The sequence below is a fragment of the Streptomyces sp. NBC_00154 genome (genome assembly GCF_026342835.1).
Lineage (GTDB): Bacteria > Actinomycetota > Actinomycetes > Streptomycetales > Streptomycetaceae > Streptomyces.
Genome location: NZ_JAPEMI010000001.1, coordinates 630,043 through 650,950, shown reverse-complemented (window position 1 = coordinate 650,950; position 20,908 = coordinate 630,043). Strand labels below are relative to the sequence as shown.

19 protein-coding genes and 1 pseudogene are annotated in these 20,908 nt (G+C 70.5%); 15 read left to right on the top strand and 5 right to left on the bottom strand.

Annotated features, from left to right (window positions below):
• The first annotated feature begins 334 nt into the window (after positions 1-334).
• The 4 genes from OHA03_RS02925 to OHA03_RS02910 are packed head-to-tail and all read left to right on the top strand — an operon-like array spanning position 335 to position 4,478.
• A complete protein-coding gene (locus OHA03_RS02925; RefSeq protein WP_267000395.1) occupies positions 335-1,324 on the top strand; it encodes an alpha/beta hydrolase in 990 nt (329 codons plus the stop codon).
• The gene (locus OHA03_RS02920) at positions 1,317-2,480 is read left to right on the top strand and encodes an acyltransferase (protein WP_267000393.1); all 1,164 of its coding nucleotides are present in this window, start codon (positions 1,317-1,319) and stop codon (positions 2,478-2,480) included. The genes OHA03_RS02925 and OHA03_RS02920 overlap by 8 nt, the downstream gene beginning before the upstream one ends.
• Before the next feature lie 10 nt (positions 2,481-2,490).
• On the top strand, positions 2,491-3,810 hold the full coding sequence (locus OHA03_RS02915; RefSeq protein WP_267000391.1) for a sensor histidine kinase: 1,320 nt from the start codon (positions 2,491-2,493) through the stop codon (positions 3,808-3,810).
• A complete protein-coding gene (locus OHA03_RS02910; protein WP_267000389.1) occupies positions 3,807-4,478 on the top strand; it encodes a response regulator transcription factor in 672 nt (223 codons plus the stop codon). Before OHA03_RS02915 ends, OHA03_RS02910 begins: the two co-directional genes overlap by 4 nt.
• Positions 4,479-4,837: 359 nt before the next feature.
• On the opposite strand, the gene OHA03_RS02905 is transcribed toward OHA03_RS02910, so the two are convergent.
• From OHA03_RS02905 to OHA03_RS02895, 3 genes are all read right to left on the bottom strand, one after another.
• Complete coding sequence (locus OHA03_RS02905) at positions 4,838-6,295, bottom strand: catalase (protein ID WP_267000387.1); 1,458 nt, start codon at positions 6,293-6,295, stop codon at positions 4,838-4,840.
• Between the two features lie 196 nt (positions 6,296-6,491).
• Positions 6,492-7,391, bottom strand: coding sequence for a 2-hydroxy-3-oxopropionate reductase (locus OHA03_RS02900; protein WP_267000385.1), 900 nt, complete (start codon positions 7,389-7,391; stop codon positions 6,492-6,494).
• Between the two features lie 47 nt (positions 7,392-7,438).
• The gene (locus tag OHA03_RS02895) at positions 7,439-8,278 is read right to left on the bottom strand and encodes a TIM barrel protein (protein ID WP_267000382.1); all 840 of its coding nucleotides are present in this window, start codon (positions 8,276-8,278) and stop codon (positions 7,439-7,441) included.
• 236 nt (positions 8,279-8,514) lie between these two features.
• Between OHA03_RS02895 and OHA03_RS02890 the strand changes: the two genes are divergently transcribed.
• The 9 genes and pseudogenes from OHA03_RS02890 to OHA03_RS02850 all read left to right on the top strand — a co-directional run bounded on the left by OHA03_RS02890 (position 8,515) and on the right by OHA03_RS02850 (position 15,863).
• The gene (locus OHA03_RS02890) at positions 8,515-9,711 is read left to right on the top strand and encodes a lactonase family protein (RefSeq protein ID WP_267007914.1); all 1,197 of its coding nucleotides are present in this window, start codon (positions 8,515-8,517) and stop codon (positions 9,709-9,711) included.
• Positions 9,712-9,767: 56 nt separating this feature from the next.
• Complete coding sequence (locus OHA03_RS02885; protein ID WP_267000380.1) at positions 9,768-10,019, top strand: thiamine-binding protein; 252 nt, start codon at positions 9,768-9,770, stop codon at positions 10,017-10,019.
• Entirely contained in the window at positions 10,016-10,393 is a 378-nt protein-coding gene (locus tag OHA03_RS02880) for a helix-turn-helix domain-containing protein (protein WP_267000378.1), read from the top strand. Before OHA03_RS02885 ends, OHA03_RS02880 begins: the two co-directional genes overlap by 4 nt.
• Positions 10,394-10,560: 167 nt before the next feature.
• Positions 10,561-11,070 (top strand): 2-oxo-4-hydroxy-4-carboxy-5-ureidoimidazoline decarboxylase, encoded by a 510-nt coding sequence (gene uraD, locus OHA03_RS02875; RefSeq protein ID WP_267000376.1) that lies wholly within the window; start codon positions 10,561-10,563, stop codon positions 11,068-11,070.
• A gap of 5 nt (positions 11,071-11,075) precedes the next feature.
• Entirely contained in the window at positions 11,076-11,480 is a 405-nt protein-coding gene (gene uraH / locus OHA03_RS02870) for a hydroxyisourate hydrolase (RefSeq protein ID WP_267000373.1), read from the top strand.
• Between the two features lie 7 nt (positions 11,481-11,487).
• The gene (pucL, locus tag OHA03_RS02865) at positions 11,488-12,411 is read left to right on the top strand and encodes a factor-independent urate hydroxylase (protein ID WP_267000371.1); all 924 of its coding nucleotides are present in this window, start codon (positions 11,488-11,490) and stop codon (positions 12,409-12,411) included.
• Positions 12,412-12,608: 197 nt separating this feature from the next.
• Positions 12,609-12,749, top strand: a pseudogene (locus OHA03_RS02860) (purine permease); the annotation flags it as partial.
• Positions 12,750-12,794: 45 nt separating this feature from the next.
• Positions 12,795-14,183: an 8-oxoguanine deaminase gene (locus OHA03_RS02855; protein ID WP_267000369.1), complete on the top strand. Its 1,389-nt coding sequence runs from the start codon at positions 12,795-12,797 to the stop codon at positions 14,181-14,183.
• A 294-nt stretch (positions 14,184-14,477) separates the two neighbouring features.
• Positions 14,478-15,863: a nucleobase:cation symporter-2 family protein gene (locus tag OHA03_RS02850; RefSeq protein ID WP_267007913.1), complete on the top strand. Its 1,386-nt coding sequence runs from the start codon at positions 14,478-14,480 to the stop codon at positions 15,861-15,863.
• A gap of 70 nt (positions 15,864-15,933) precedes the next feature.
• Here the strand turns inward: OHA03_RS02850 and OHA03_RS02845 are convergent, their stop codons facing one another.
• Both OHA03_RS02845 and OHA03_RS02840 read right to left on the bottom strand, forming a co-directional pair.
• Positions 15,934-16,812: a chitosanase gene (locus OHA03_RS02845; protein ID WP_267000367.1), complete on the bottom strand. Its 879-nt coding sequence runs from the start codon at positions 16,810-16,812 to the stop codon at positions 15,934-15,936.
• Between the two features lie 233 nt (positions 16,813-17,045).
• On the bottom strand, positions 17,046-17,891 hold the full coding sequence (locus OHA03_RS02840; RefSeq protein ID WP_323181140.1) for a chitosanase: 846 nt from the start codon (positions 17,889-17,891) through the stop codon (positions 17,046-17,048).
• A gap of 60 nt (positions 17,892-17,951) precedes the next feature.
• On the opposite strand from OHA03_RS02840, the gene OHA03_RS02835 reads away from it, so the two are divergent.
• Both OHA03_RS02835 and OHA03_RS02830 read left to right on the top strand, forming a co-directional pair.
• A complete protein-coding gene (locus OHA03_RS02835; protein ID WP_267000365.1) occupies positions 17,952-18,635 on the top strand; it encodes an alpha/beta fold hydrolase in 684 nt (227 codons plus the stop codon).
• A 64-nt stretch (positions 18,636-18,699) separates the two neighbouring features.
• Complete coding sequence (locus OHA03_RS02830; protein ID WP_267000363.1) at positions 18,700-20,832, top strand: hypothetical protein; 2,133 nt, start codon at positions 18,700-18,702, stop codon at positions 20,830-20,832.
• Positions 20,833-20,908: the final 76 nt, after the last annotated feature.

Genomic DNA, 20,908 nt, shown 5'->3' with positions numbered 1-20,908 from the left:
AAGGCGCCAACTCCCCCTACCCGTAGTACTTCAGGGCTACCCGGAAGGTGCCCTCCCCGGGTGGACGCCGACCACGAGGTCGGCTCCCTAACTTCTGTACCGGAAGCACCACTGACCATCTCGACGGACATCCGGTACGGAAGGACCATCTTTCGTGACTCCTCCCCCTCGTAAACGAGGTGGCTTCTCACTTGACCCCACGGGGTCTCATGACGGCCAAGCCCTGACCGCTGCCGCAGCAGGATCGCAGCGTACTACGCCGCTTCGCGGCTCCGAATCTCAGGATGCGTTTCCCGCCCGGCCTGAAGGCCGGGATTCCCACGCAAGATCAGGGATGGCGCCCAGCCCGCCCAGGAGTCATCCGCGCAGGCACCTTCCGCGCGCTGTCCGGACGCTGCTCGCCGCCCTCGTCATCGCCGCGGTCGCCGTGCCCATGGCGGGTGCGGCCCGGCCCTCGGCCGTCCCGGCGCCGGCCCCGGCCGCCCTTGTCCCGCTGCGTGCTGCGACCCCCGCCGCCCTTGCCGACCGGTACGCCGTCAACCGCGGCTCCGTCCTCGCTGCCGAGCGGATGGCCACCCGTCACGGCGACGGCAAGCGGGCCGCATCCCTGCGCGGTCTCGCCGACCCCGCGCGCCACTTCTTCTCCTTCGACGGCCGCGACGGCGGTCGCAGCGTCGAGGTCTTCGGCGACCTCTCCCGCGCGCGCCGGATCGCCGTGCTGGTCCCGGGGGCGGGCATCAGCCTCGACCGGTACTGGCGGCTGCGGGCCGGCGCCGTCGTCCTGCGCCGGGAGATGGGCGAGGGGGCGGCGGTCATCGGCTGGCTCGGCTACGAAACGCCGGACACGGTGAGCCGGGCGTCGGTGACCACGGGCCGGGCCAAGAGTGCTGCGACCGAACTGCGTACATTCATCGCCGAGTTGAAGCGTGCCGAGCCAACCGCCCGGACCTCGCTGCTGTGCCACTCCTACGGATCCGTCGTCTGTGCCGAAGCAGCCCCAGGGCTGGCGGTCTCGGACATCGTCCTGTACGGCAGCCCCGGCACCGGAGTCGACAACGTCGCCGCACTCCACACCCCGGCCACCGTCTGGGCAGGCCGGGGCGGCGACGACTGGATCGCCGAGGTGCCGCACGTACAGCTCCGACTGCCGTTCGTCACCCTCGGGTTCGGAACGGACCCGGTCTCCCGGAAGTTCGGTGCCCGGCACTTCGCGGCGGGCGACGGCGGCCACAGCGACTACCTGAAGCCCGGCTCCTTGTCGCTGAAGAGCATCGCCCGGATCGTCTCCGGCCGGGCCCCTGCCGAGGAGGGCCGTCATGCGTGAACTCGTCCGGCGGATCGAGGCCGCCACCCCACCCGACCGCGACCGCGCCGTCGACGCACTGCGCGCCCTCGCCATTCTGGGCGTGGTGCTCGGCCACTGGCTGGTGACCGCCCTGATCGCCGACACCGGCACGGTGCGCGCCGCGAGCCCCCTCCAGCACATGCCCCAACTGACCCCGGTCTCCTGGCTGTTCCAGACGCTCGCGGTGTTCTTCCTGGTGGGCGGTCAGGTCGGGGCGAAGAGTTACGCCTCCGCCCGCACCCGCGGCACCACGTACAGGCAGTGGCTCGGCGCCCGTACGGGCCGGCTGTTCCGGCCGGTCGCCGCCGTGCTGGTGGTGTGGACCGTGATCGCGGGCGCGCTGCTCGCCTCCGGGGTGGGCACGGAGACCGTGCACGCGTTGCTCAAACTGGTGCTGTCACCGCTCTGGTTCCTGCTGGTCTTCGCGGCGCTGACGGCGGCGACCCCGCTGGTCGCGAAGCTCCATCCGCTGTGGCCGCTCGCCGTCGTGCTGCATGTCGACCTGATCCGGTTCGGGCTGGGCGGTCCCGCCCAGCTCGGCTGGATCAATGTGGCGGCCGGCTGGCTGGTCCCGTACTGCCTGGGTGCGAGCTGGGCCCGCGGCGGCCTGCGGAGCCGGTCGACCGGATGGGCCCTGCTGCTCATCGGCGCCGCTGCCACCGCCGGACTCGTCCTGTGGGCCGGCTATCCGGCGTCCATGGTCGGGGTGCCCGGCGCCAGGATCTCCAACCTCGACCCGCCCACCCTCGCGGCCGTCACCTTCGGCCTCGCCCAGTGCGGCGCGGCCCGGCTGCTGCTCGGCCCGCTGCGGCGAGTCCTTCGACGCCCCGCGGCCTGGGCGGCGGTGGCGCTGGTCAACCTCTCCGCGATGACCGTCTTCCTCTGGCACCAGACCGCGATGATGGCGGTCACCGCCGTCGGCCTGCTCGCAGGTGAGTCGCTGCCCGGTCTGCACACCGTGCCCAGGGACTACGGCTGGGTGTTCGCACGGCTGGCCTGGCTGCCGGCGTTCGCCGTGGCGCTGCTGGTGTGCCGGGCGGCGTTCCGTAAGTACGAGGAGGGGCGGCCGCGCGGGAGCGGCAGGATCGTCCGTGAGAACCGTCCCGCCAAGGCACCGGCGATGCCTCGTGCTTAGGGTGAGTCAGATGAACCGGGAAGCGATGAGGGACACGAGGCGCCTGAAGTCCGCCCTGCGGGGCGCCCCGCGCGCCCTGTTCGAGGACCTGACGGCACCCGCCGACCCGATGCCGGCCATGGGGGAGCCCGGGTGGCCGGTCTGGCGACCGGTGTTCGCGATGGCGCTGGTCATCGGCGCCGTGTTCCTCACCGCGTTCCACATGGCCCAGCTGAGCCCGGCCGACGGTGGTTCCGTTCCCGCGTACGCGGTGCTGTTGGGCATGGTGCAGGGCGCGGCACTCGTCGCCGGAATGTTCCGCCCGGTGGCGGCCTGGTGGGTGTCGACGATCGTCCTGGTGGTCACCGTGCGGCTCTCGGAGCCCGACATCAGCAGGGACCTGCTCTTTCCCTGGACCGTCCCGGGGATGATTTTTCTGGGCGGAGCGCTGTTCCTGCTGGCGCTGCGGGTGCGGCCACGCCGCGCGGTCGTGGCGCTGGTGATCACCCTTCTCTCCGGGCCGGCGTGCACCGTCTTCACCACCGGGCACAACTACGACATCGTCCGCGGAGCGCCGTTCCTGATCGCATCCGTGGTCCTCGGCACCGCTCTGCGCGGCCTGCGGGTGACCCGTAGCCAGCTGGTCGTCCAGGAGGAACTCACCGCCGGGGAGCGGGCCCGGCGCACCCTGCTGGAGGAGCGCAACCGGATCGCCCGCGAGCTGCACGACGTGGTCGCCCACCACATGTCGGTGATCTCCATCCAGGCGCAGGTCGCCCCGCACCTGGTCGACAACCCGTCCGACGAGCTCAGGGAGAACCTCGCGGGCATCCGGCAGAACGCCGTCGAGGCGCTCACCGAGCTGCGGCATGTGCTCGGCGTACTGCGCTCCGAGGACGCTCTCTCGATGGGGGCGAGACACGCCCCGCAGCCCACTCTCGACCGCCTGGACGAACTGCTGGCCAATGTGCGCGGCGCCGGGCTCGTGGTCGACACCGCCACCACCGGCACGCCGCGCCCGCTGCCGCCGAGTGTCGAACTGTCGGCCTTCCGGATCGTCCAGGAGGCCCTCAGCAACGCGATGCGGCACGCGCCCGGAGCCCAGGTGCGGGTGGAGACGGCCTACGGGACGGCCGGGCTCACCGTCCGGATCACCAACACCGCGCCGGACGGACCCGCGGCGCCGTCGCGGGGCATGGGGCACGGACTGCTCGGAATGCGCGAACGCGCCGCGATGCTGGGCGGCGAACTCGTCACCGGACGGAGCCCGGACGGCGGCTACGAAGTCACGGCTATCCTGCCGGTGAGCGCCCCTGACCTGGCCGCCTTGCCTGCTGAGGACACACTGTGACGACCATCCGCGTACTGATCGCCGACGACCAGGTGATGGTCCGTCAGGGATTTACCGTGCTGCTCGACGCGGAGCCCGGCATCGAGGTCGTCGGTCAGGCGGTGGACGGCCTCGATGCCGTCTCCAAGGTCGCCGAACTCGCCCCGGATGTGGTCCTGATGGATGTCCGGATGCCTGTGCTCGGCGGCATCGAGGCGGCCCGCCGCATCACGTCACCGCACGACGCCCAGGTCAAGGTGCTCATCCTGACCACCTTCGATCTCGACGAGTACGTGTACGAGGCGCTGCGCGCGGGTGCGTCCGGCTTTCTGCTCAAGGACGCTTCGGTCGAGGAACTGGTCCATGCGGTACGGGTGGTGGCAGCAGGTGACGCGCTGCTCGCCCCGAACATCACCAAGCGGCTGATCGCCGAGTTCTCCCGGATGACGGCGGCGCCTCGGGCCCCGCTCATGGACCGGGTCGGTGATCTGACGGAGCGTGAGACCGAGGTGCTCTCCCTGATCGCGCAGGGCCTGTCGAACGCGGAGATCGCCACGCGCCTGGTGGTGGCGGAGCAGACGGCGAAGACCCATGTGAGCCGGATCCTGGCCAAGCTGGGGCTGCGCGACCGGACCCAGGCGGCGGTCTTCGCGTACGAGACGGGCCTGGTCCGCCCGACCGGCTACTGATCCGACGGGTGCGCGGGCACGCGGGAAGGGCGGGGAGCGCGGGACCGTCCGTATTCCCCGCCCTTGCGTGAGGGTGGTGACCGCCCGACGGCGAGAGGCCGGCGCGACCGTTTCGTTCGCGCCGCCGGGCGGAGTCCTGTGTGCAGGTTGTGCCGGGACCGCGGCGACGGGCGATGGGCGGCCGGGTCCGCTCTCTGTCAGGTCGAGAGCGACCGCCGGCTGCCTTCACCACCGCACTGGCTCGCACGCCGCCGCGGTCCTCAGTCACGTCCGTCCCGCCGGGCACCCCTCAGGGCCGGCCGGACGGACAGCGCAAGGGAAATGACCTCCCGTCATATCCTTTGCGCGGTCTCGTTGTTCTAGTCCTCGCGCAGGGCGCGGACCGCTTCCTCGACGCGCTTGCCGTACTCGGCGTCCGCGGCGTGGAAGTGAGCGAGGTTCTTCTCGATCACGTCGTCGCGGGTGACCTGGGAGAGGCCTCCGGCGATGTTGGCGACCAGGCGGCCCTTCTCGTCCTCGGACATCAGCCGGTAGAGCTCGCCCGCCTGGAAGAAGTCGTCGTCCTTGGTGTGGGCGGGCGCCGCGTGGGTGCCGGTCCAGCCGTGGACGGCGAGCGGGGCGGAGAGCGCCGCGTCGGTCTGGGTGGGGCCCGCGTACGAGTTGGGCTCGTAGTTCTTGTCGTGCCGCGCACCGTTGCGGGTGGCGTGCAGACCGTCGCGGCCGTAGTTGTCGACGACGGCGGTTCGCGGTGCGTTCACCGGGAGCTGGGTGTGGTTGACGCCGAGCCGGTAGCGGTGCGCGTCGGCGTAGGCGAACAGGCGGCCCTGCAGCATCTTGTCCGGGGAGGGGCCGATGCCGGGCACGAAGTTGTTCGGGGAGAAGGCGGCCTGCTCGACCTCGGCGAACACATTGTCCGGGTTGCGGTCCAGGACCAGCCGGCCCACCCGCTGCAGCGGGTAGTCGCTGTGCGGCCACACCTTGGTGAGGTCGAACGGGTTGAAGCGGTAGTCCGCGGCCTCGGCGGCCGGCATGACCTGCACGTACAGGGTCCACGACGGGTTCACGCCCCGCTCGATGGCCTGCAGCAGGTCCGTCTGGTGCGAGTTGCCGTCCCTGCCCGCGAGTTCGGCGGCCTGCTCGCTGGAGAGGGAGCGCACACCCTGGTTCGTCTTGAAGTGGTACTTGACGAAGAAGGCCTCGCCCTCGGCGTTCGTCCACTGGTAGGTGTGCGAGCCGTAGCCGTTCATGTGACGGTACGAGGCGGGGATGCCGCGGTCGCCCATCAGCCAGGTCACCTGGTGGGTCGCCTCCGGTGCGTGCGCCCAGAAGTCCCATACGTTGTCCGGCTCCTGACGGCCCGTGAACGGGTCGCGCTTCTGCGAGTGGATGAAGTCGGGGAACTTGATCGGGTCCTTGATGAAGAACACCGGGGTGTTGTTGCCGACCAGGTCGTAATTGCCTTCGTCCGTGTAGAACTTGAGGGCGAAGCCGCGTGGATCACGTACGGCGTCGGCGCCGCCGAGCGAGTCGGCGACCGTCGAGAACCGGATGAACGTATCGGTGCGCTTGCCGACGGCGGAGAGGAAGTCCGCACGGGTGAAGCCGGTGACGTCGTCGGTGACCTCGAAGTAGCCGTACGCGCCGGAGCCGCGGGCGTGGACCACGCGCTCCGGGATGCGCTCCCGGTTGAAGCGCGCGAGCTTCTCCAGCAGGTGCTGGTCCTGGAGGAGGATCGGGCCACCGACGCCGGCGGTGGCGGAGTTCTGGTTGTCGGCGACCGGGGCGCCTGACTCGGTCGTAAGCACACGCTGCGTCATGGTGTCGGGGCGACCTTCCGTACGGGAGCTGCTGAACTGCGACGCCCTGGGGGCTCCAGGAGCGTAAGTACGCTCCGAACCGAACGTCAACAGTTTGTTGAAATTGAGAGTGAGGTGTTCCGGATGGTGCCGACGCCTGGGCGCGACAGGACAGGTGTCGGCGCCGACACCATCCGGAAGTCTGGGGGCAGGCCGGTCAGGCCTGGACGGGCTGACCCGAGAGGCGCTCGACCGCGCGCAGCAGCGCCGAGTGGTCCAGGCCGCCGTCGCCCTGCGCGCGCAGCGAGGCGACGAGTTGTGCGACCACGGCGCCGACGGGCAGAGCGGCACCGACATTACGGGCGGCGTCGGTGACGATGCCCATGTCCTTGTGGTGCAGATCGATCCGGAAGCCCGGCGCGAAGTCCCGCTTGAGGAAGTTGTCCTTCTTGCGGGTCAGTACGGTCGAGCCGGCCAGCCCGCCGTTCAGCACGTCGAGCGCGGCGGAGAGGTCGACCCCGGACTTCTCCAGGAAGACGACGGCCTCGGCGCAGGCCTGGATGTTGACCGCGACGATCAGCTGGTTGGCGGCCTTCACCGTCTGGCCGGAGCCGTGCGGGCCGCAGAGCACGATGGTCCTGCCGAGTGCCTGGAGAATCGGCTGCGCGGCGTCGAAATCGGCCTGCTCGCCGCCGACCATGATGGACAGCACCGCTTCGATCGCACCGGCCTCGCCGCCCGACACAGGGGCGTCCAGTACGCGGATGCCCCGGTCCTTCGCGTTCTTCGCGAGGTCCACGGAGGTCTGCGGGGTGATCGAGGACATGTCGATGAGCAGGGCCCCGGACCTCGCGTTCTCCAGGATGCCGTCGGGGCCGTACGCAATGGCCTCGACCTGCGGGGAGGCCGGCACCATCGTGATCACGACATCGGCGTCCCGGACCGCCTCGGCGATCGAGCCCGCGCCGTTCCCGCCGGCGGCGACCAGTCGGTCGATCTTGTCCTGCTCCAGGGTGTAACCGGTGACGTCGTAACCGGCCTTGATCAGGTTCTCGGACATGGGGGAGCCCATGATGCCGAGTCCGATCCACGCAACCTTGGGGAGGTTGTTGCTCATGAGGGTGCCTTCCTGAAAACGTGTGTACGAGGGTGGGTCCGACGCCCTCAGCGGGCCGCGCGCGCCTCGGCGGGAAGCCAGTCGAAGGACTCGGAGCTCGGTCGGTCGCCCGGCTTGTACTCCAGGCCGACCCAGCCGTCGTAACCGGCCTTCGTCAGCTCGTCGAGGAGCTGCTCGAGCGGCAGCGAGCCGGTGCCGGGCGCGCCGCGCCCCGGGTTGTCCGCGATCTGGACGTGGCCGGTCTTCCCGGCGTACGCGGCGATCACCTGGCTGAGGTCCTCGCCGTTCATCGACAGGTGGTACAGGTCCAGCAGGAACCTGGCGTTGCCGAGGCCCGTCGCGGCGTTGACCCTGTCGACGACCTCGATCCCGGCCGGTGCGCTCACCAGCGGGTAGCGCGGCGACTCCGGCTTGTTCAGGGTCTCGATCAGCAGGACCGCCCCGATCCGGTCGGCCGCGCGGGCGGCCAGGACCAGGTTCTCCAGGGCGAGTTCGTCCTGCACGGCCGGGTCCACGCCGTCGACGCGGTTGCCGTAGAGCGCGTTCAGCGCCTTGCAGCCGACCGAGGCGGCGAAGCCGGCCGCCACGTCGATATTGGTGCGGAACCGGTCCGACTCCGCGCCGGGTACGCAGAGCGCACCACGGTCGGGGCCGGGCAGCTGTCCGGCGTAGAAGTTCAGCCCCACCAGCTGCGTGCCCGCGTCGTCGAGCGCCTTCTTGAGGGCGTCGAGTTCGGTCTGCGGCGGGGCGGGGGTCTCGATCCAGGGCCACCACAGCTCGACCGCCGTGAAGCCCGCGGCGGCGGCCGCCGCGGGGCGCTCCAGGAGCGGGAGTTCCGTGAAGAGGATCGAAAGGTTCACATCGAAGCGCTGGTCCGGGTGTCCCATGGGGTCAGGCGCTCCTTCCGTATCGCGGAAGTTAGTTTCTGCTCAACGGAAGATTGCATGGCTGACGGGAGAGCTGTCAAGAGGGGGTCCGCACACCGGGCCGCCGGGAGCGGCGCGCGCGGCCCCCTGCATGGTGGTTGCAGAGGATGCAACCGAAATTGCGTCACTTGCGGCTTCGGTCGGGGCGGGAGAGTGTGGCTGACATGTCCGACGCAGCCGACCCCGAGGTGCCGCGCATGACGACCCGCACCAGCCGACGCACGCTTCTCGGAGCGCTCCTGGCGGGCGCCGCAGTCTCCTTCTCGCCCGCTCCGCCCGCGCCGTCCGGCCCGACGGCCGGGCAGGACGCACCGGCCGCCCGCGATCGAAGGACCGGGACGCTCTTCCTGGGGACGTACACCTCGACCGCCGGAGGGGGTACGGGGATCGGGGTCGCCGGATACGCCCCGGCGGCCGGGACGATCACCGGGCGCACGACGATCACCGGCGTCGACAACCCCTCCTACCTCGCCCTGCACCCCTCGGGCACCACGCTGTACGCCGTCGACGAGCAGGAACAAGGCGGTGTGACGGCCGTGGCGCTCGCCTCGGACGAATCGTTCCGGGTGCTCGGCACCCGCTCCACCGGCGGCGCCGGCCCCTGCCATCTCTCGGTCCACCCGAGCGGCCGGTGGCTGCTGAGCGCCAACTACACCTCGGGCAGCGTCGCCGTGCACCCGATCGCAGCCGACGGTTCGCTGGGGGAGCGCACCGACCTGGTCGTCCATACGGCCCCGGCCCCCGGCCCCGGCCAGGACGGGCCGCACGCCCACCAGATCGTCACCGCCCCCGACGGCGGCCATGTCCTCGCCGTCGACCTGGGCAACGACACCGTCTACACGTACCGGCTCGACACGCGCCGGGGCACGCTCCGTCAGCTCTCCTATGCCACGCTTCGGCCGGGCGCCGGCCCGCGCCACCTCACCTTCCACCCGAGCGGCCGCTTCGCCTACCTCGCCTGCGAGGTCGACAACACCGTCGTCGTCTGCCGTTACGAGCCCGCCACCGGCGCCGTGACCCCGGGGGCCGGGCAGTCCACCGGAACCGGCCCCGGCACCAGCTATCCCGCCCAGCTCCTGGTCACCGGCGACGGGCGCTTCGCCTATCTCGCCAACCGCGGCCACAACAGCCTGACCCGTTATGCCGTCGAGGCCGGCGGGGCCGCACTGCGGCTGATCGACACGGTGCCGGTGGGCGGTGACTTCCCCCGGCAGATCGCCTTCTCGCCGGACGGGGCGCTGCTCTTCGCCGCCAATCAGCGGTCCGGCACGGTGACGGTCTTCGACGTCGACCGGGCGGACGGCGGCCTGCGCCGCACCGGAACCCCGTTCGCCGCCCCGATGGCCGCCTGCGTGCTGCCGCTCCCGCCGCCGGGCCCGGCGGCGGTCCGTTAGGGTCGGGGCCGAGCCATGGGCCCCTGGGCGCACGGCGAGCACACGAGGGAGGCGCAGTGCGCTTGAGAGTGGAGTTCACCACCGAGCCGTTCGATCTCGACGAGGCACCCGCGCATGCGGTGGTGGCCCGCGAGGTCATCCAGTCGGCCGAACTGGACGCCGTGGACGTCGGCCCCTTCGGCAATACGGCGGAGGGCGACGCGGACGCGGTGCTCACCGCGGTGGACTCCCTGCTGCGCAAGGCTCTGGAGTCGGGTGCCACCCGGATATCGCTCCAGGTCAACGTCGTCGGGGAGGACTCGAAGTGACCGAACCTGCGGACCACCCCCTCGTCACCGCGGTCAAGCCGCTCGTCGACGCCATGGGCGCCGAGCTGGTCGGGCCGGAGCAGGCACGGGCCGACGACGTGGTGCTGGCCTGGGAGGGTGAGGACGTCATAGCCGTACGCCTGCCGCAGCTGTCGGACTCGCTCGATCACATCCTGGCCGCCATGGAGCGGCAGCACGGGATGCCACTCGCCGACCTGGACCGGAAGACGAAACAGGCGGTCGTACGGACCCTGGAGGCGCGCGGCGCCTTCTCCGTACGGCACGGGGTGGAGACGGTGGCCGGCGCCCTGGGGGTCAGCCGCTTCACCGTCTACAACTACCTCAACCGGGAGAACGCCGCCAAAGGTGAGTAGTTGAGTGAAGAGGTGCGCAAGCACCATGGAAGGCCGTTGTCCGGATCGCCCGGCGACGGCCTTTTCCGTTCGGGTAATTTCAACAAAGTGTTGACGTGGTGTTGCGGAAGGCGTTAGCTATCCGCAGCCCGACCAACGCACAGCGAAGAACAGCCACGGAGGCTCCCGTGACTTCGAGCTCCACACCGGGCCTCGCCCGGTTCAACATCCTGGCGGACGACGAGGCCATCACCGCGTTGCACGAGGTGTGTGCCAGCGGGGCATGGGGAAGAGCGATCCTCTCCCGGCGCCCGTACGCCACCGCGGAAGCCCTTCTCTCCGCCAGTGACGCCGCCACGGCCGAGCTGACCGAGGACGATCTCGCCGACGCGATGGCCGGACACCCCCCGATCGGCCGCCCGAAGCCCGGGGACCCCACCTCCTCACGCGAACAACGGGGGATGGCCGGCGCCACCGAGGAGCTCAAGGCCGAGATGCTCGAACTGAACCTGGCCTACCAGGAGCGGTTCGGACATGTCTTCCTGATCTGCGCCACCGGCGCCACCGGTGAGCAGATGCGCGACGCGGTGAAGTCCCGGATCGGGAACTCGCCCGAGCAGGAGCGCGAGATCGTGCGCACCGAGCTGGGCAAGATCAACCGCATCCGGCTGACCCGTCTCGTATCAGAAGGAGAGTGACGGTCTTGCGCACCGACACCACCGCATCGGTGTCCACACACATCCTGGACACCAGCATCGGCCGCCCCGCCGAGGCCGTCCCCGTCTCGCTCGCCGTCCGCAGCGGCAGCGACGCGCAGTGGGTGACGCTCGGCGGCTCCGCGACCGATGCGGACGGGCGATGCAAGGACCTGCCGGCGCTGCCGGAGGGCACCACCCACGTACGGCTCGACTTCGACACCGAGACGTACTTCTCCAATGAGCACAGTTCCAAGAAGCAAGCCGAGGCGCAGCAGGACGCCCCCCGCGTAAGGGACAGCGGCGCGTTCTTCCCGGAGGTGGCGATCACCTTCGCCGTCGTACCGGGCGAGCACTATCACGTACCGCTGCTGCTCAACCCGTTCGGCTACTCCGTTTACCGAGGGAGCTAGCACCGACATGCCCACGATTCTCGGCCAGAACCAGTACGGCAAAGCAGAGAACCGCGTCGTCAGGATCACGCGGGACGGCGACACCCACCACATCAAGGACCTGAACGTCTCGGTCGCTCTCTCCGGCGACATGGACGACGTCCACTACTCCGGCTCCAACGCCAACGTCCTGCCGACCGACACCACCAAGAACACGGTGTACGCGTTCGCCAAGGAGCACGGCATCGAGTCCGCCGAGCAGTTCGGCATCCACCTCGCCCGGCACTTCGTGACGTCGCAGGAGCCGATCAAGACGGCGCGGATCCGGATCGAGGAGTACGCCTGGGAGCGCATCGCCACCTCCGACGGCAACTCGCAGTTCATCGGCGCCGACGAGGTCAAGCACTCCTTCGTCCGCAAGGGCCAGGAGACGCGCACCACACAGATCACCTTCGACGGCGAGAAGTGGCAGGTCATCTCGGGCCTCAAGGACCTCGTGGTGATGAACTCCACCAGCTCCGAGTTCTGGGGTTACGTCAAGGACAAGTACACGACGCTCAAGGAGGCGTACGACCGCATCCTCGCGACCGAGGTGTCCGCCAAGTGGCGGTACAACTGGACCAGCGACGACGCGCGCATGCCGAACTGGGAGAAGTCCTACGAGCAGACGCGCAAGCACATGCTCCAGGCCTTCGCCGAGACGTACTCCCTCTCGCTGCAGCAGACCCTGTACCAGATGGGTTCGCGCATCATCAACAGTCGCAGCGAGGTGGACGAGATCCGCTTCTCGCTGCCGAACAAGCACCACTTCCTGGTCGACCTGGAACCGTTCGACCTCAAGAACGACAACGAGGTCTACTTCGCCGCGGACCGCCCGTACGGCCTGATCGAGGCCACGGTGCTGCGCGACGGCACCGAGCCGCAGATCCCGGTCGACATGACCAACCTCTGACGCGACACCGAGCCGGTCCCCGTCCGCCGACGGGCGGGGACCGGCCGGACCGGAGGGAACCCCCCATGACACAGCACGCAACGGGGCCGACAGCAGAAGGCCCGCGCACCGCGCCCCCGGAGAGTTCCGCCCATCCGGCCGGCCTGCTGACCGCCGGAACCGCCACCGTCCTGCTGACGCCCGCCGGGCCCGGCCTCCACGCCGGATCGCCGTCCTGGGCGCGGATCGTGCCGCGCTCCGGGATCGGTGCGGGAGCGCTCGTCGGCGTCCCGCTCAACCTGTTCCTCCATCATCTCGGCACCCACGGCCGCACGGCTGTGGCACTCAAATGCTCCTAGGGTCCTGCCGTGCCCACGTCCCTGCAGAGAGAAGAAGGAAGCGCCATGGCAGCCGCTGATCGTGTGGAACGCATCGTCATCGAGAACTGTTCGATCGCGACCGTCGACGCCGACGACACCGAGTACGCCTCGGGCCATGTGGTCGTCGCGGGCAACCGCATCGAGCACGTCGGCGCCGGCCGGGCCCCCGAGGGCCTGGAGAATGTCGTACGACGCATCGACGGCGCCGGGCACCTCGTCACTCCCGGCCTGATCAACACCCACCACCACTTCTACCAGTGGATCACCAGAGGCCTGGCGACCGACCACAACCTCTTCGACTGGCTGGTCGCGCTCTATCCGACATGGGCGCGCATCGACGAGCCGATGGTCCGCGCGGCCGCGCAGGGCTCGCTCGCGATGATGGTCCGCGGCGGTGTCACCACCGCCATGGACCACCACTACGTCTACCCGCAGGGCTCCGGCGACCTGTCCGGCGCCATCATCGGGGCGGCCCGCGACATGGGCGTACGGTTCACCCTCGCCCGCGGCTCCATGGACCGCAGCCAGAAGGACGGCGGACTGCCGCCGGACTTCGCCGTCGAGACGCTCGACGGTGCGCTCGCCGCCACCGAGGCGACCATCGACGCGCACCACGACGGATCGTTCGACTCGATGACCCAAATCGCCGTCGCGCCCTGCTCGCCCTTCTCCATCTCCACCGAACTGCTGCGGCAGGGCGCCGAGTTGGCCCGCCGCCGCGGCGTCCGGATGCACACCCACGGCTCGGAGACCGTGGAGGAGGAGAAGTTCTGTCACGAGCTGTTCGGGATGGGCCCGACCGACTATTTCGAGTCGACGGGCTGGCTCGGCAACGACGTGTGGATGGCGCACTGCGTCCATATGAACGACTCCGACATCGCCGCGTTCGCCCGTACCGGAACGGGCGTCGCGCACTGCCCGTCCTCCAACGCGCGCCTCGCCGCAGGCATCGCCCGGGTCCCCGACATGCTCGCCGCGGGTGTCCCGGTGGGCCTCGGCGTCGACGGCACCGCCTCCAACGAGTCCGGTGAGCTCCACACCGAACTGCGCAACGCCCTCCTCATCAACCGGCTCGGCGCCCACCGCGAACGGGCCCTGAATGCCCGTCAGGCCCTGCGTCTGGGCACGTACGGTGGCGCCCAGGTACTCGGCCGCGCCGACCAGATCGGCTCCCTGGAGGTCGGCAAGCTCGCCGACCTGGTGCTCTGGAAGCTGGACACGCTCGCCCACTCCTCCATCGCGGACCCGGTCACCGCGCTCGTGTTCGGCGCGGCGGCCCCCGTCACCCTCTCGCTCGTCGACGGCAAGACGGTCGTCGAGAGCAACCACCTGACCACGGTGGACGAGGACGCCATCGCGCGCACCACCCGCGACGAGGCCCGCCGCCTCGCGCAGATCGCCGCCGGAGCCTGACGCTCCGGGGCGCCCCCGAGAACCGCCGGCCGAAGGGGGACGGCCCTTGGCCGGCCGCCGTGGGCCCGAGCGGGGTCCACGGCAGCCGGTCCGGCGGGCACGTACGCACACGTACGCGCCCGCCGGACCGGTGACCGAAGCTGCCGCATCAGCTGCACGACCTGCCCCACCTGCACCAACGCCCCACCTCCCAGACACCCGCGTCGCTTTGACGTGTAACCGACCGGAGGAACCGCCGTGGCAGCACAGCCCAGGTTTCGCAACGACGCAGTCGCAGGACCCGACCAGGAGCCGATACGGGACGACCCGCAGGTCGCCGACGGCAGCCATCCGGTCGACGAGACCCTCCCCCCACTGAAGATGTTCACCAGCGGACTGCAGCACGTGGCCGCGATGTACGCGGGCGTGGTGGCCCCGCCCATGATCGTGGGACCCGCCGTGGGCCTCACCCCCAAGGAGACCGCCTTCCTGATGGGGGCGAGCCTCTTCACCGCCGGCATCGCCACCCTGCTCCAGACCCTCGGCTTCTGGCGCATCGGCGCCCGGCTGCCGTTCGTCAACGGCGTCTCGTTCGCCGGTGTGACACCGATGATCGCGATCGGCAAGGACCGCGGACACGACGGCATCGCCGTCATCTTCGGCGCGATCATCGTGGCCGGCATGCTCGGCTTCGTCCTCGCCCCCTACTTCTGCAAACTGGTCCGCTTCTTCCCGCCCGTCGTCACCGGCACCGTCATCACCCTGATCGGCGTCTCCCTGCTGCCGGTCGCCTTCAACTGGTCCCAGGGCGGCAACGCCACGGCCGACGGATACGGGTCGACGACCAATATCGCCATGGCGGCCCTCACCCTGGTGATCGTCCTCGCGCTGCGCAAACTGCTGCGCGGCTTCCTCCAGCAGATCGCGATCCTGCTCGGACTGGTCGCCGGCACCCTGATCGCGATCCCGGTCGGCATCACCGACTTCGGCGCGATCAAGGACGCCGACCTGATCGGCTTCCCCACCCCGTTCCACTTCGGGGCGCCGCAGTTCGAGATCGCCGCCATCGTCTCCATGTGCATCGTGATGCTGGTCTGCATGACCGAGTCCACCGCGGACATGCTGGCACTCGGCAAGATCGTCGGTCGTCCGGCGGACGAGCGGACCATCGAGGGAGGTCTGCGCGCCGACACCCTGGGCAGCGCCGTCAGCCCGCTCTTCAACGGCTTCATGTGCAGCGCCTTCGCGCAGAACATCGGTCTCGTGGCGATGACCAAGGTACGCAGCCGATTCGTCGTCGCCGCGGGCGGTGGCATCCTCATCGTGCTCGGCCTGGTACCGGTCGGCGCGTCCGTCATCGCGCTCGTGCCGCTGCCGGTGCTCGGTGGTGCGGGCATCGTGCTCTTCGGCTCGGTCGCCGCGAGCGGCATCCAGACGCTGGCCGGCGCGGCCCTGGAGAAGGGCGAGAACGCGCTGATCGTGGCGGCCGCCGTCGGCATCGGCCTCATCCCGATCGCCGCGCCGGAGTTCTACCACGCGTTCCCCAAGGATCTTTTGGTCGTGCTGGACTCGGGGATCTCCACCGGGTGCGTCGTGGCGATCGTTCTCAATCTGGTCTTCAACCACCTGGGCAGGAAGCCGGAACCGGTGGCGGAGGAGTCCTCCGAGGCTGCGGCAGCGACTCCGGTGGGCGCGCACTGAGCGCATCCGGTACGACGCAGTGGCGCGTACGGCGAGTGCCGTACGCGCCACCGGTGTATCGCGGCAGGGCTCAGCCGACGTGGTAGCTGTCGCCGTAGACCTTCCAGTCGAGCGGCGGATCCAGGTTCAGATTCCCGTTGTTCAGGAAGACCCGCTGGGCGGTGTCCACCCGGCTGGTGTCCGAGTGGGCCTCCTCCTGCTGCATCGCCCAGACCCGCGCGTCCAGGAAGGCATTCAGGTAGGTGACCTCGTTGCCGCCCTGGGCCGGCGGCTTCGCCTTGGCGAGAGCGCGCTCACGGATGGCACCGAAGCTGGTGCCGTCGTCGCCGTCGCCGTGCATGACGATGGCGTCGTAGTACGCGAACTGGCCCAGCGTGCCGATGCCGTCGGCCTTGCCCCGGCTGACCGCCGGGTTGAAGTAGACCCGGTCCCGCTCGTCGTTCTGAGCCTGCTCGAACGCTGGGTCCGACGCGGCGGTCACCCAGTCCCTGGTGAAGTTCGGGTCGAGGCCGTCGTGCGAATCGGTGCCGTCCACCTCCCGCAGCGCGGGCAGATACTTCGCGAGGACGTTGCCCGGCTTGCGCTGGGTGTAGAGCTCGACGAGGTCGAGCATGTCGCCGGTGCCGGAGCAGAATCCGATGATCCCCGCGGTGTAGCCGCGGCCGTCGCCGATGTCCTCGATGTACTTGTACTGGGCCTTCCAGTCGAGGGTGGAGTTCTCCGCGCTGGAGACCAGCTGCATGGCGATCTCCTTCTTCGCCGGATCATCGAGCCCGGTCGCGGCGGCCACCTGACGGGTGACGGTTGCTTCCTGATGGCCAGCCGGCTGCGTGGGGGCACCGGCGTAGGCAGTGGCGGGGATCGCCGTGAGTGTCACCCCGAGTGCGACCAGCGCGAGCCGGACGGGGCGGGTGTTTCGACGTGCGGTGCGCTTATGGGGAGCGTGCACCAGTCCTCCAAAGGGAGTTCGTCGCTGGGCTGTTCTGTTAGGAAGCTTTCCTATCAGAGTCGAACGAGGATCGTACACCCCTTCGACACAGGCGAGTTGAGTTCCACTCCGGAGGCGGATGAGGCGGCCATCAGGGTTCTGACGCCGGGGCACCCGACCCGGTCCGGGGTGCGTCGAGCCCGGTGGCGCACGCCGTCCGTCGCGGGCGCTTCGTGCGCCCCTCGATCAGAGGCTCACGGGCCGTCGATGCGGTAGCTGTCGCCGTACACCTTCCAGCGCAGCGGCGTCTCCAGCCGGAATCTGCCCTCGCGTACGAAGACCCGTTGCGCCGTCTCGATGCGACTGGTGTCGGAGTGCGACGGCTCCTTGCGGATCGCGGTGACACGGGCGTCGAGGAAGGCGTTCAGATACGCCGTCTCGTCACCGCCCCGCGACGGCGGTTCGGCCGCGGCGAGAGCCTCGCGGCGCATCGTACGGAACCCGACTGTGCCCCCCGAGTCGGCCGCACCGTGCATCACATAGGCGTCGTAGTAGATGAACTGACCGAGAGCTCCCAGCCCGTCGTCCTTGGCCTGGCGCACCGCCGGATCGAAGTACGAGTGGTCCCGCTCCGCGTCCTGCGCCGACCGGAACGCGGCGTCCGCGGCCGCCTTCGCCCACGCGTCGGTGAACGGGCGGCCGAGACCGTCGTGCGCGTCGCTGCCCTTGACGGCTCGCAGCGCGGGCAGGAACCGTTCCAGCGGATTGCCGGGGCGGCTCGCCGCGTACCGCTCGACGACCTTCAGCATGTCGCCGGTGCCGGAGCAGAATCCGATGATGCCCGCGGTGTAGCCGCGGCCGTCGCCGATGTCCTCGATGTACTTGTACTGGGCCTTCCAGTCGAGGGTGGAGTTCTCCGCGCTGGAGATCAGCTGCATGGCGATCTCCTTCTTCGCCGGATCGTCGAGCCCCGGCCCCGCGGAGCCGCTGCCGGAACCGGCCCCGGACGCGGAGCAGCCGGACAGCACGACGAGAGCCGTCACAAGAGCCGTGACGAGGGCCCTGGCGGGGGCGAGGCGGGAACGCGGAACGAACTTCACTCCGCCAGCCTGCCAGGCGCGGAGAAGGATCTTGGCCCATTCGGCTGTAGCGTCAGGGGCATGGAAGATCAGTCTGTTGTGGATGTCGGTGATGTGCGGCTGGCGTACCGGACCTGGGGTGACCCGTTCGGCTCGCCCGTCGTGCTGCTGCACGGCCTCGGCGGTTCCGCCGCGAGCTGGGAAGCGGTCGGGAGCCTGCTGGGTGAGGAATGGCGGGTGTACGCCCTCGATCTGCGCGGGCACGGGGAGAGCGACTGGCCCGACGAGTACTCCTTCGAGCTGATGCGGGACGACGTCCTCGGCTTCCTCGACGAGTGCGAGCTCGACCGTGTCGGCCTGGCGGGCCACTCCATGGGCGGCGTCGTCGCCCACCTGCTGGCCCAGGAGCACGCGGACCGGGTGGAGCGGCTGGTGCTGGTGGAGACCCCGCCGCCGTTCCCCAGTGAGCCGACGCCCGCCGCGGAACCCGAAGGGCCGGTCGACTACGACTGGAACGTCGTCGCACCCATCCGGGCCCGGATCGCCGCCCCCGACCCGCAGTGGGCGGACGGTCTCGGCGAGATCGTCGCACCCACGCTGATGATCGCCGGCGGCCCGGAGAGCACCATGCCGCAGGGCCGGCTGGCCGACATGGCCTCCCTGATCCCGGACTGCCGACTGATCACGCTCGGCGGCGGCCACCGGGTCCACGAGACCCACGCCGACCAGGTCGCCCAGCAGATCACCGAGTTCTTCACCAGCTGACCCGTGCGGCCGGGGGCGGCCGCTGCCGGGGGCATTGTCAGTGCCGGGTGAAAAGATCTTTTCCATGGAACTCGCACTGTTCTTCGCCGAGGTCGACGCCCAGCCCTGGGCCGAGCTGCAGCATGCGTACGGAAGCGCCGCCGATGTGCCCGACTGCCTGCGGGCGCTTGCCGGGGACGAGGACGAGGCGTCCGAGGCGCTCTCCGAGCTGTACGGCAGCATCCTGCATCAGGGATCGGTCTACGAGGCGACGGCCCGCGCGGTGCCGTATCTGGCACGGCTCGCGGAGGCCGGGCACCGCACCGAGGACCTGCTGGTGATGCTCGGCGGGATCGCGGAGGGCGGCGAGGACCGCGGGGAGACGGACGAAGCCGCCTGCCGGGCGGCCGTCGTCGGCCAACTGCCGTTGGTCCTGGGCTGGATTGCCGACGAGAAGCCCGGGTTGCGGCAGGCCGCCGCGTGGACCGCGGCCATGACGGAGGCGTCCGGTCAGGTGCTGCCGGTGCTCCGGAGGCGCTGGGCGCAGGAGACGGATCCCCTCGTCCGGGCCGAACTCCTCGGTGCCATGGCTCATCTGGACCCGGCAGGGAGCGTTGCCGAGGCGACCGAAGCCATGGGGGCGGACGAGTCGGGCGAGGTGAGGATCGCGGCCCTGCTGGCCGGTGTCGACGCCGGCCGGCCCTGGACCCCCGCACACCACGACGCGATGCTGGCTCTCCTCCCGGCGGACGGGCTTGTCGCAAGCCGCCTCGACCAGGAGCGCAACGAACCGCTCCAATATGTGGTCGAATCGCTGCTGCTCCGGGACGCCCCTGCGGACCGCGAAGCGGCGTACACCCTGCTCGACGCCGCACTGCGCAGCCCCGAGCCCGACGCCCGTACCGAGGCGCTGTGGGCGGCCGAGACCGCCTGCCGGCTCTCGCGCAGCGCTCCCGAACGGCTGGCCGCACCGGTGCGCGCACTGATCACCGACCCGACCGCCGTGCCTGCGGCGTACCCGCTCCTCAAGAAGCTGGGCGCCCATGGAGCGGCGGCCGCTCCCGTACTGGCCCGACTCGCCGCAGGGGAGGGTGATCCGGCGGACCGGGCTCTCGAAGCCCTCGTCGCGGTCGCACCCGCGCAGGCCGCGCCGTTCCTCGCCCGCGACCTGGGGCAGCGCCCGCGCGCGCTCGGTGCCGCATGCGGCTTCCCGGTCCGATCGGCGGTCGCCCCCTCGTTCCCGTACGACCCCGAACTGCTGGACGCGATCCGTATCCGCCTCGGAGCCGGCGATCTCGAAGGGAACGAGCCGATCTGGCTCACGGTCCTGCTCGCCGGCTGGGGAAGCCGGGCGTCCTCCACCCTGCCCGAGCTCCGGTCCGCGCTGCCGAGATTCCCGAAGGTCGTACCGAAGGCGCTGGCGGCGGTGTGCCCGCCGGAGCACCGCGCGAAGACGGCGGAACTGCTGACCGTCGTTGCCCGTTCCGGACCGAAGGCGGGCAGGCTCGCGGCGGCCAGGGCGGTACACGAACTGACCGGCGACATCGCCCCACTCCTCGCGGCGACGGCCGTGCAGCTCGCCGCGGGCGGTTTCGACGTACGGGAGGCTGCGGGCATCGCCGGTGAGCTGGGCCCGGAGGCAGCCGATCTGGTGCCCGCCCTGCGGTCCGCGCTCACCGCTCCCGGAGTGAACCGGACCGTCCCGCAGCTGGACGGCGACGTCGAGATCGCCACCGCCCTGTGGCGGATCACCGGTGACGCGGAGGAAGCGGTGCCCGTGCTCGCCGGAGTGCTCGCGGCGGTCGAACCGGCCTGGATGCGCTGGACGTTCATCCGTGCCGCGCGAGCGGCGGCCCTCATCGGAGAGCCGGCCCGCCCGCTGGTCCCCGCACTGGAGGGCCTGCTGGCGGACCGGCAACAGACCCCGGCCGCGGTACTCGCCCTGCACGCGATCGCACCCGAATCCCTCGACGCCCCCCGGCTGGCCGGCCTGCTCCTGGACTCCGCGGAGGCGGACGCCGAACCGGTCACCGCCATCGAAGCCCTGGTCGCCCTCGGCCCGACCGCACTCACCGACGACCACCTCAGCCGGCTGACCGCACTCGCCGAGCGGGACCTGCGGGTGACGGCGTCAGGACTCGAATCAGGCATCGCCCCGGCCGACGAACGACTCCGCGACCGGGCACGCGAGGCGGTGCGTACGCTGCGACCGCGCTGACCGCACCGGCGGCAGCGCGGCAGGCCGGCAGGCCGGCGTGGTGTCGAGGGATGTCATGAGCCGTCCGCCGGATCCG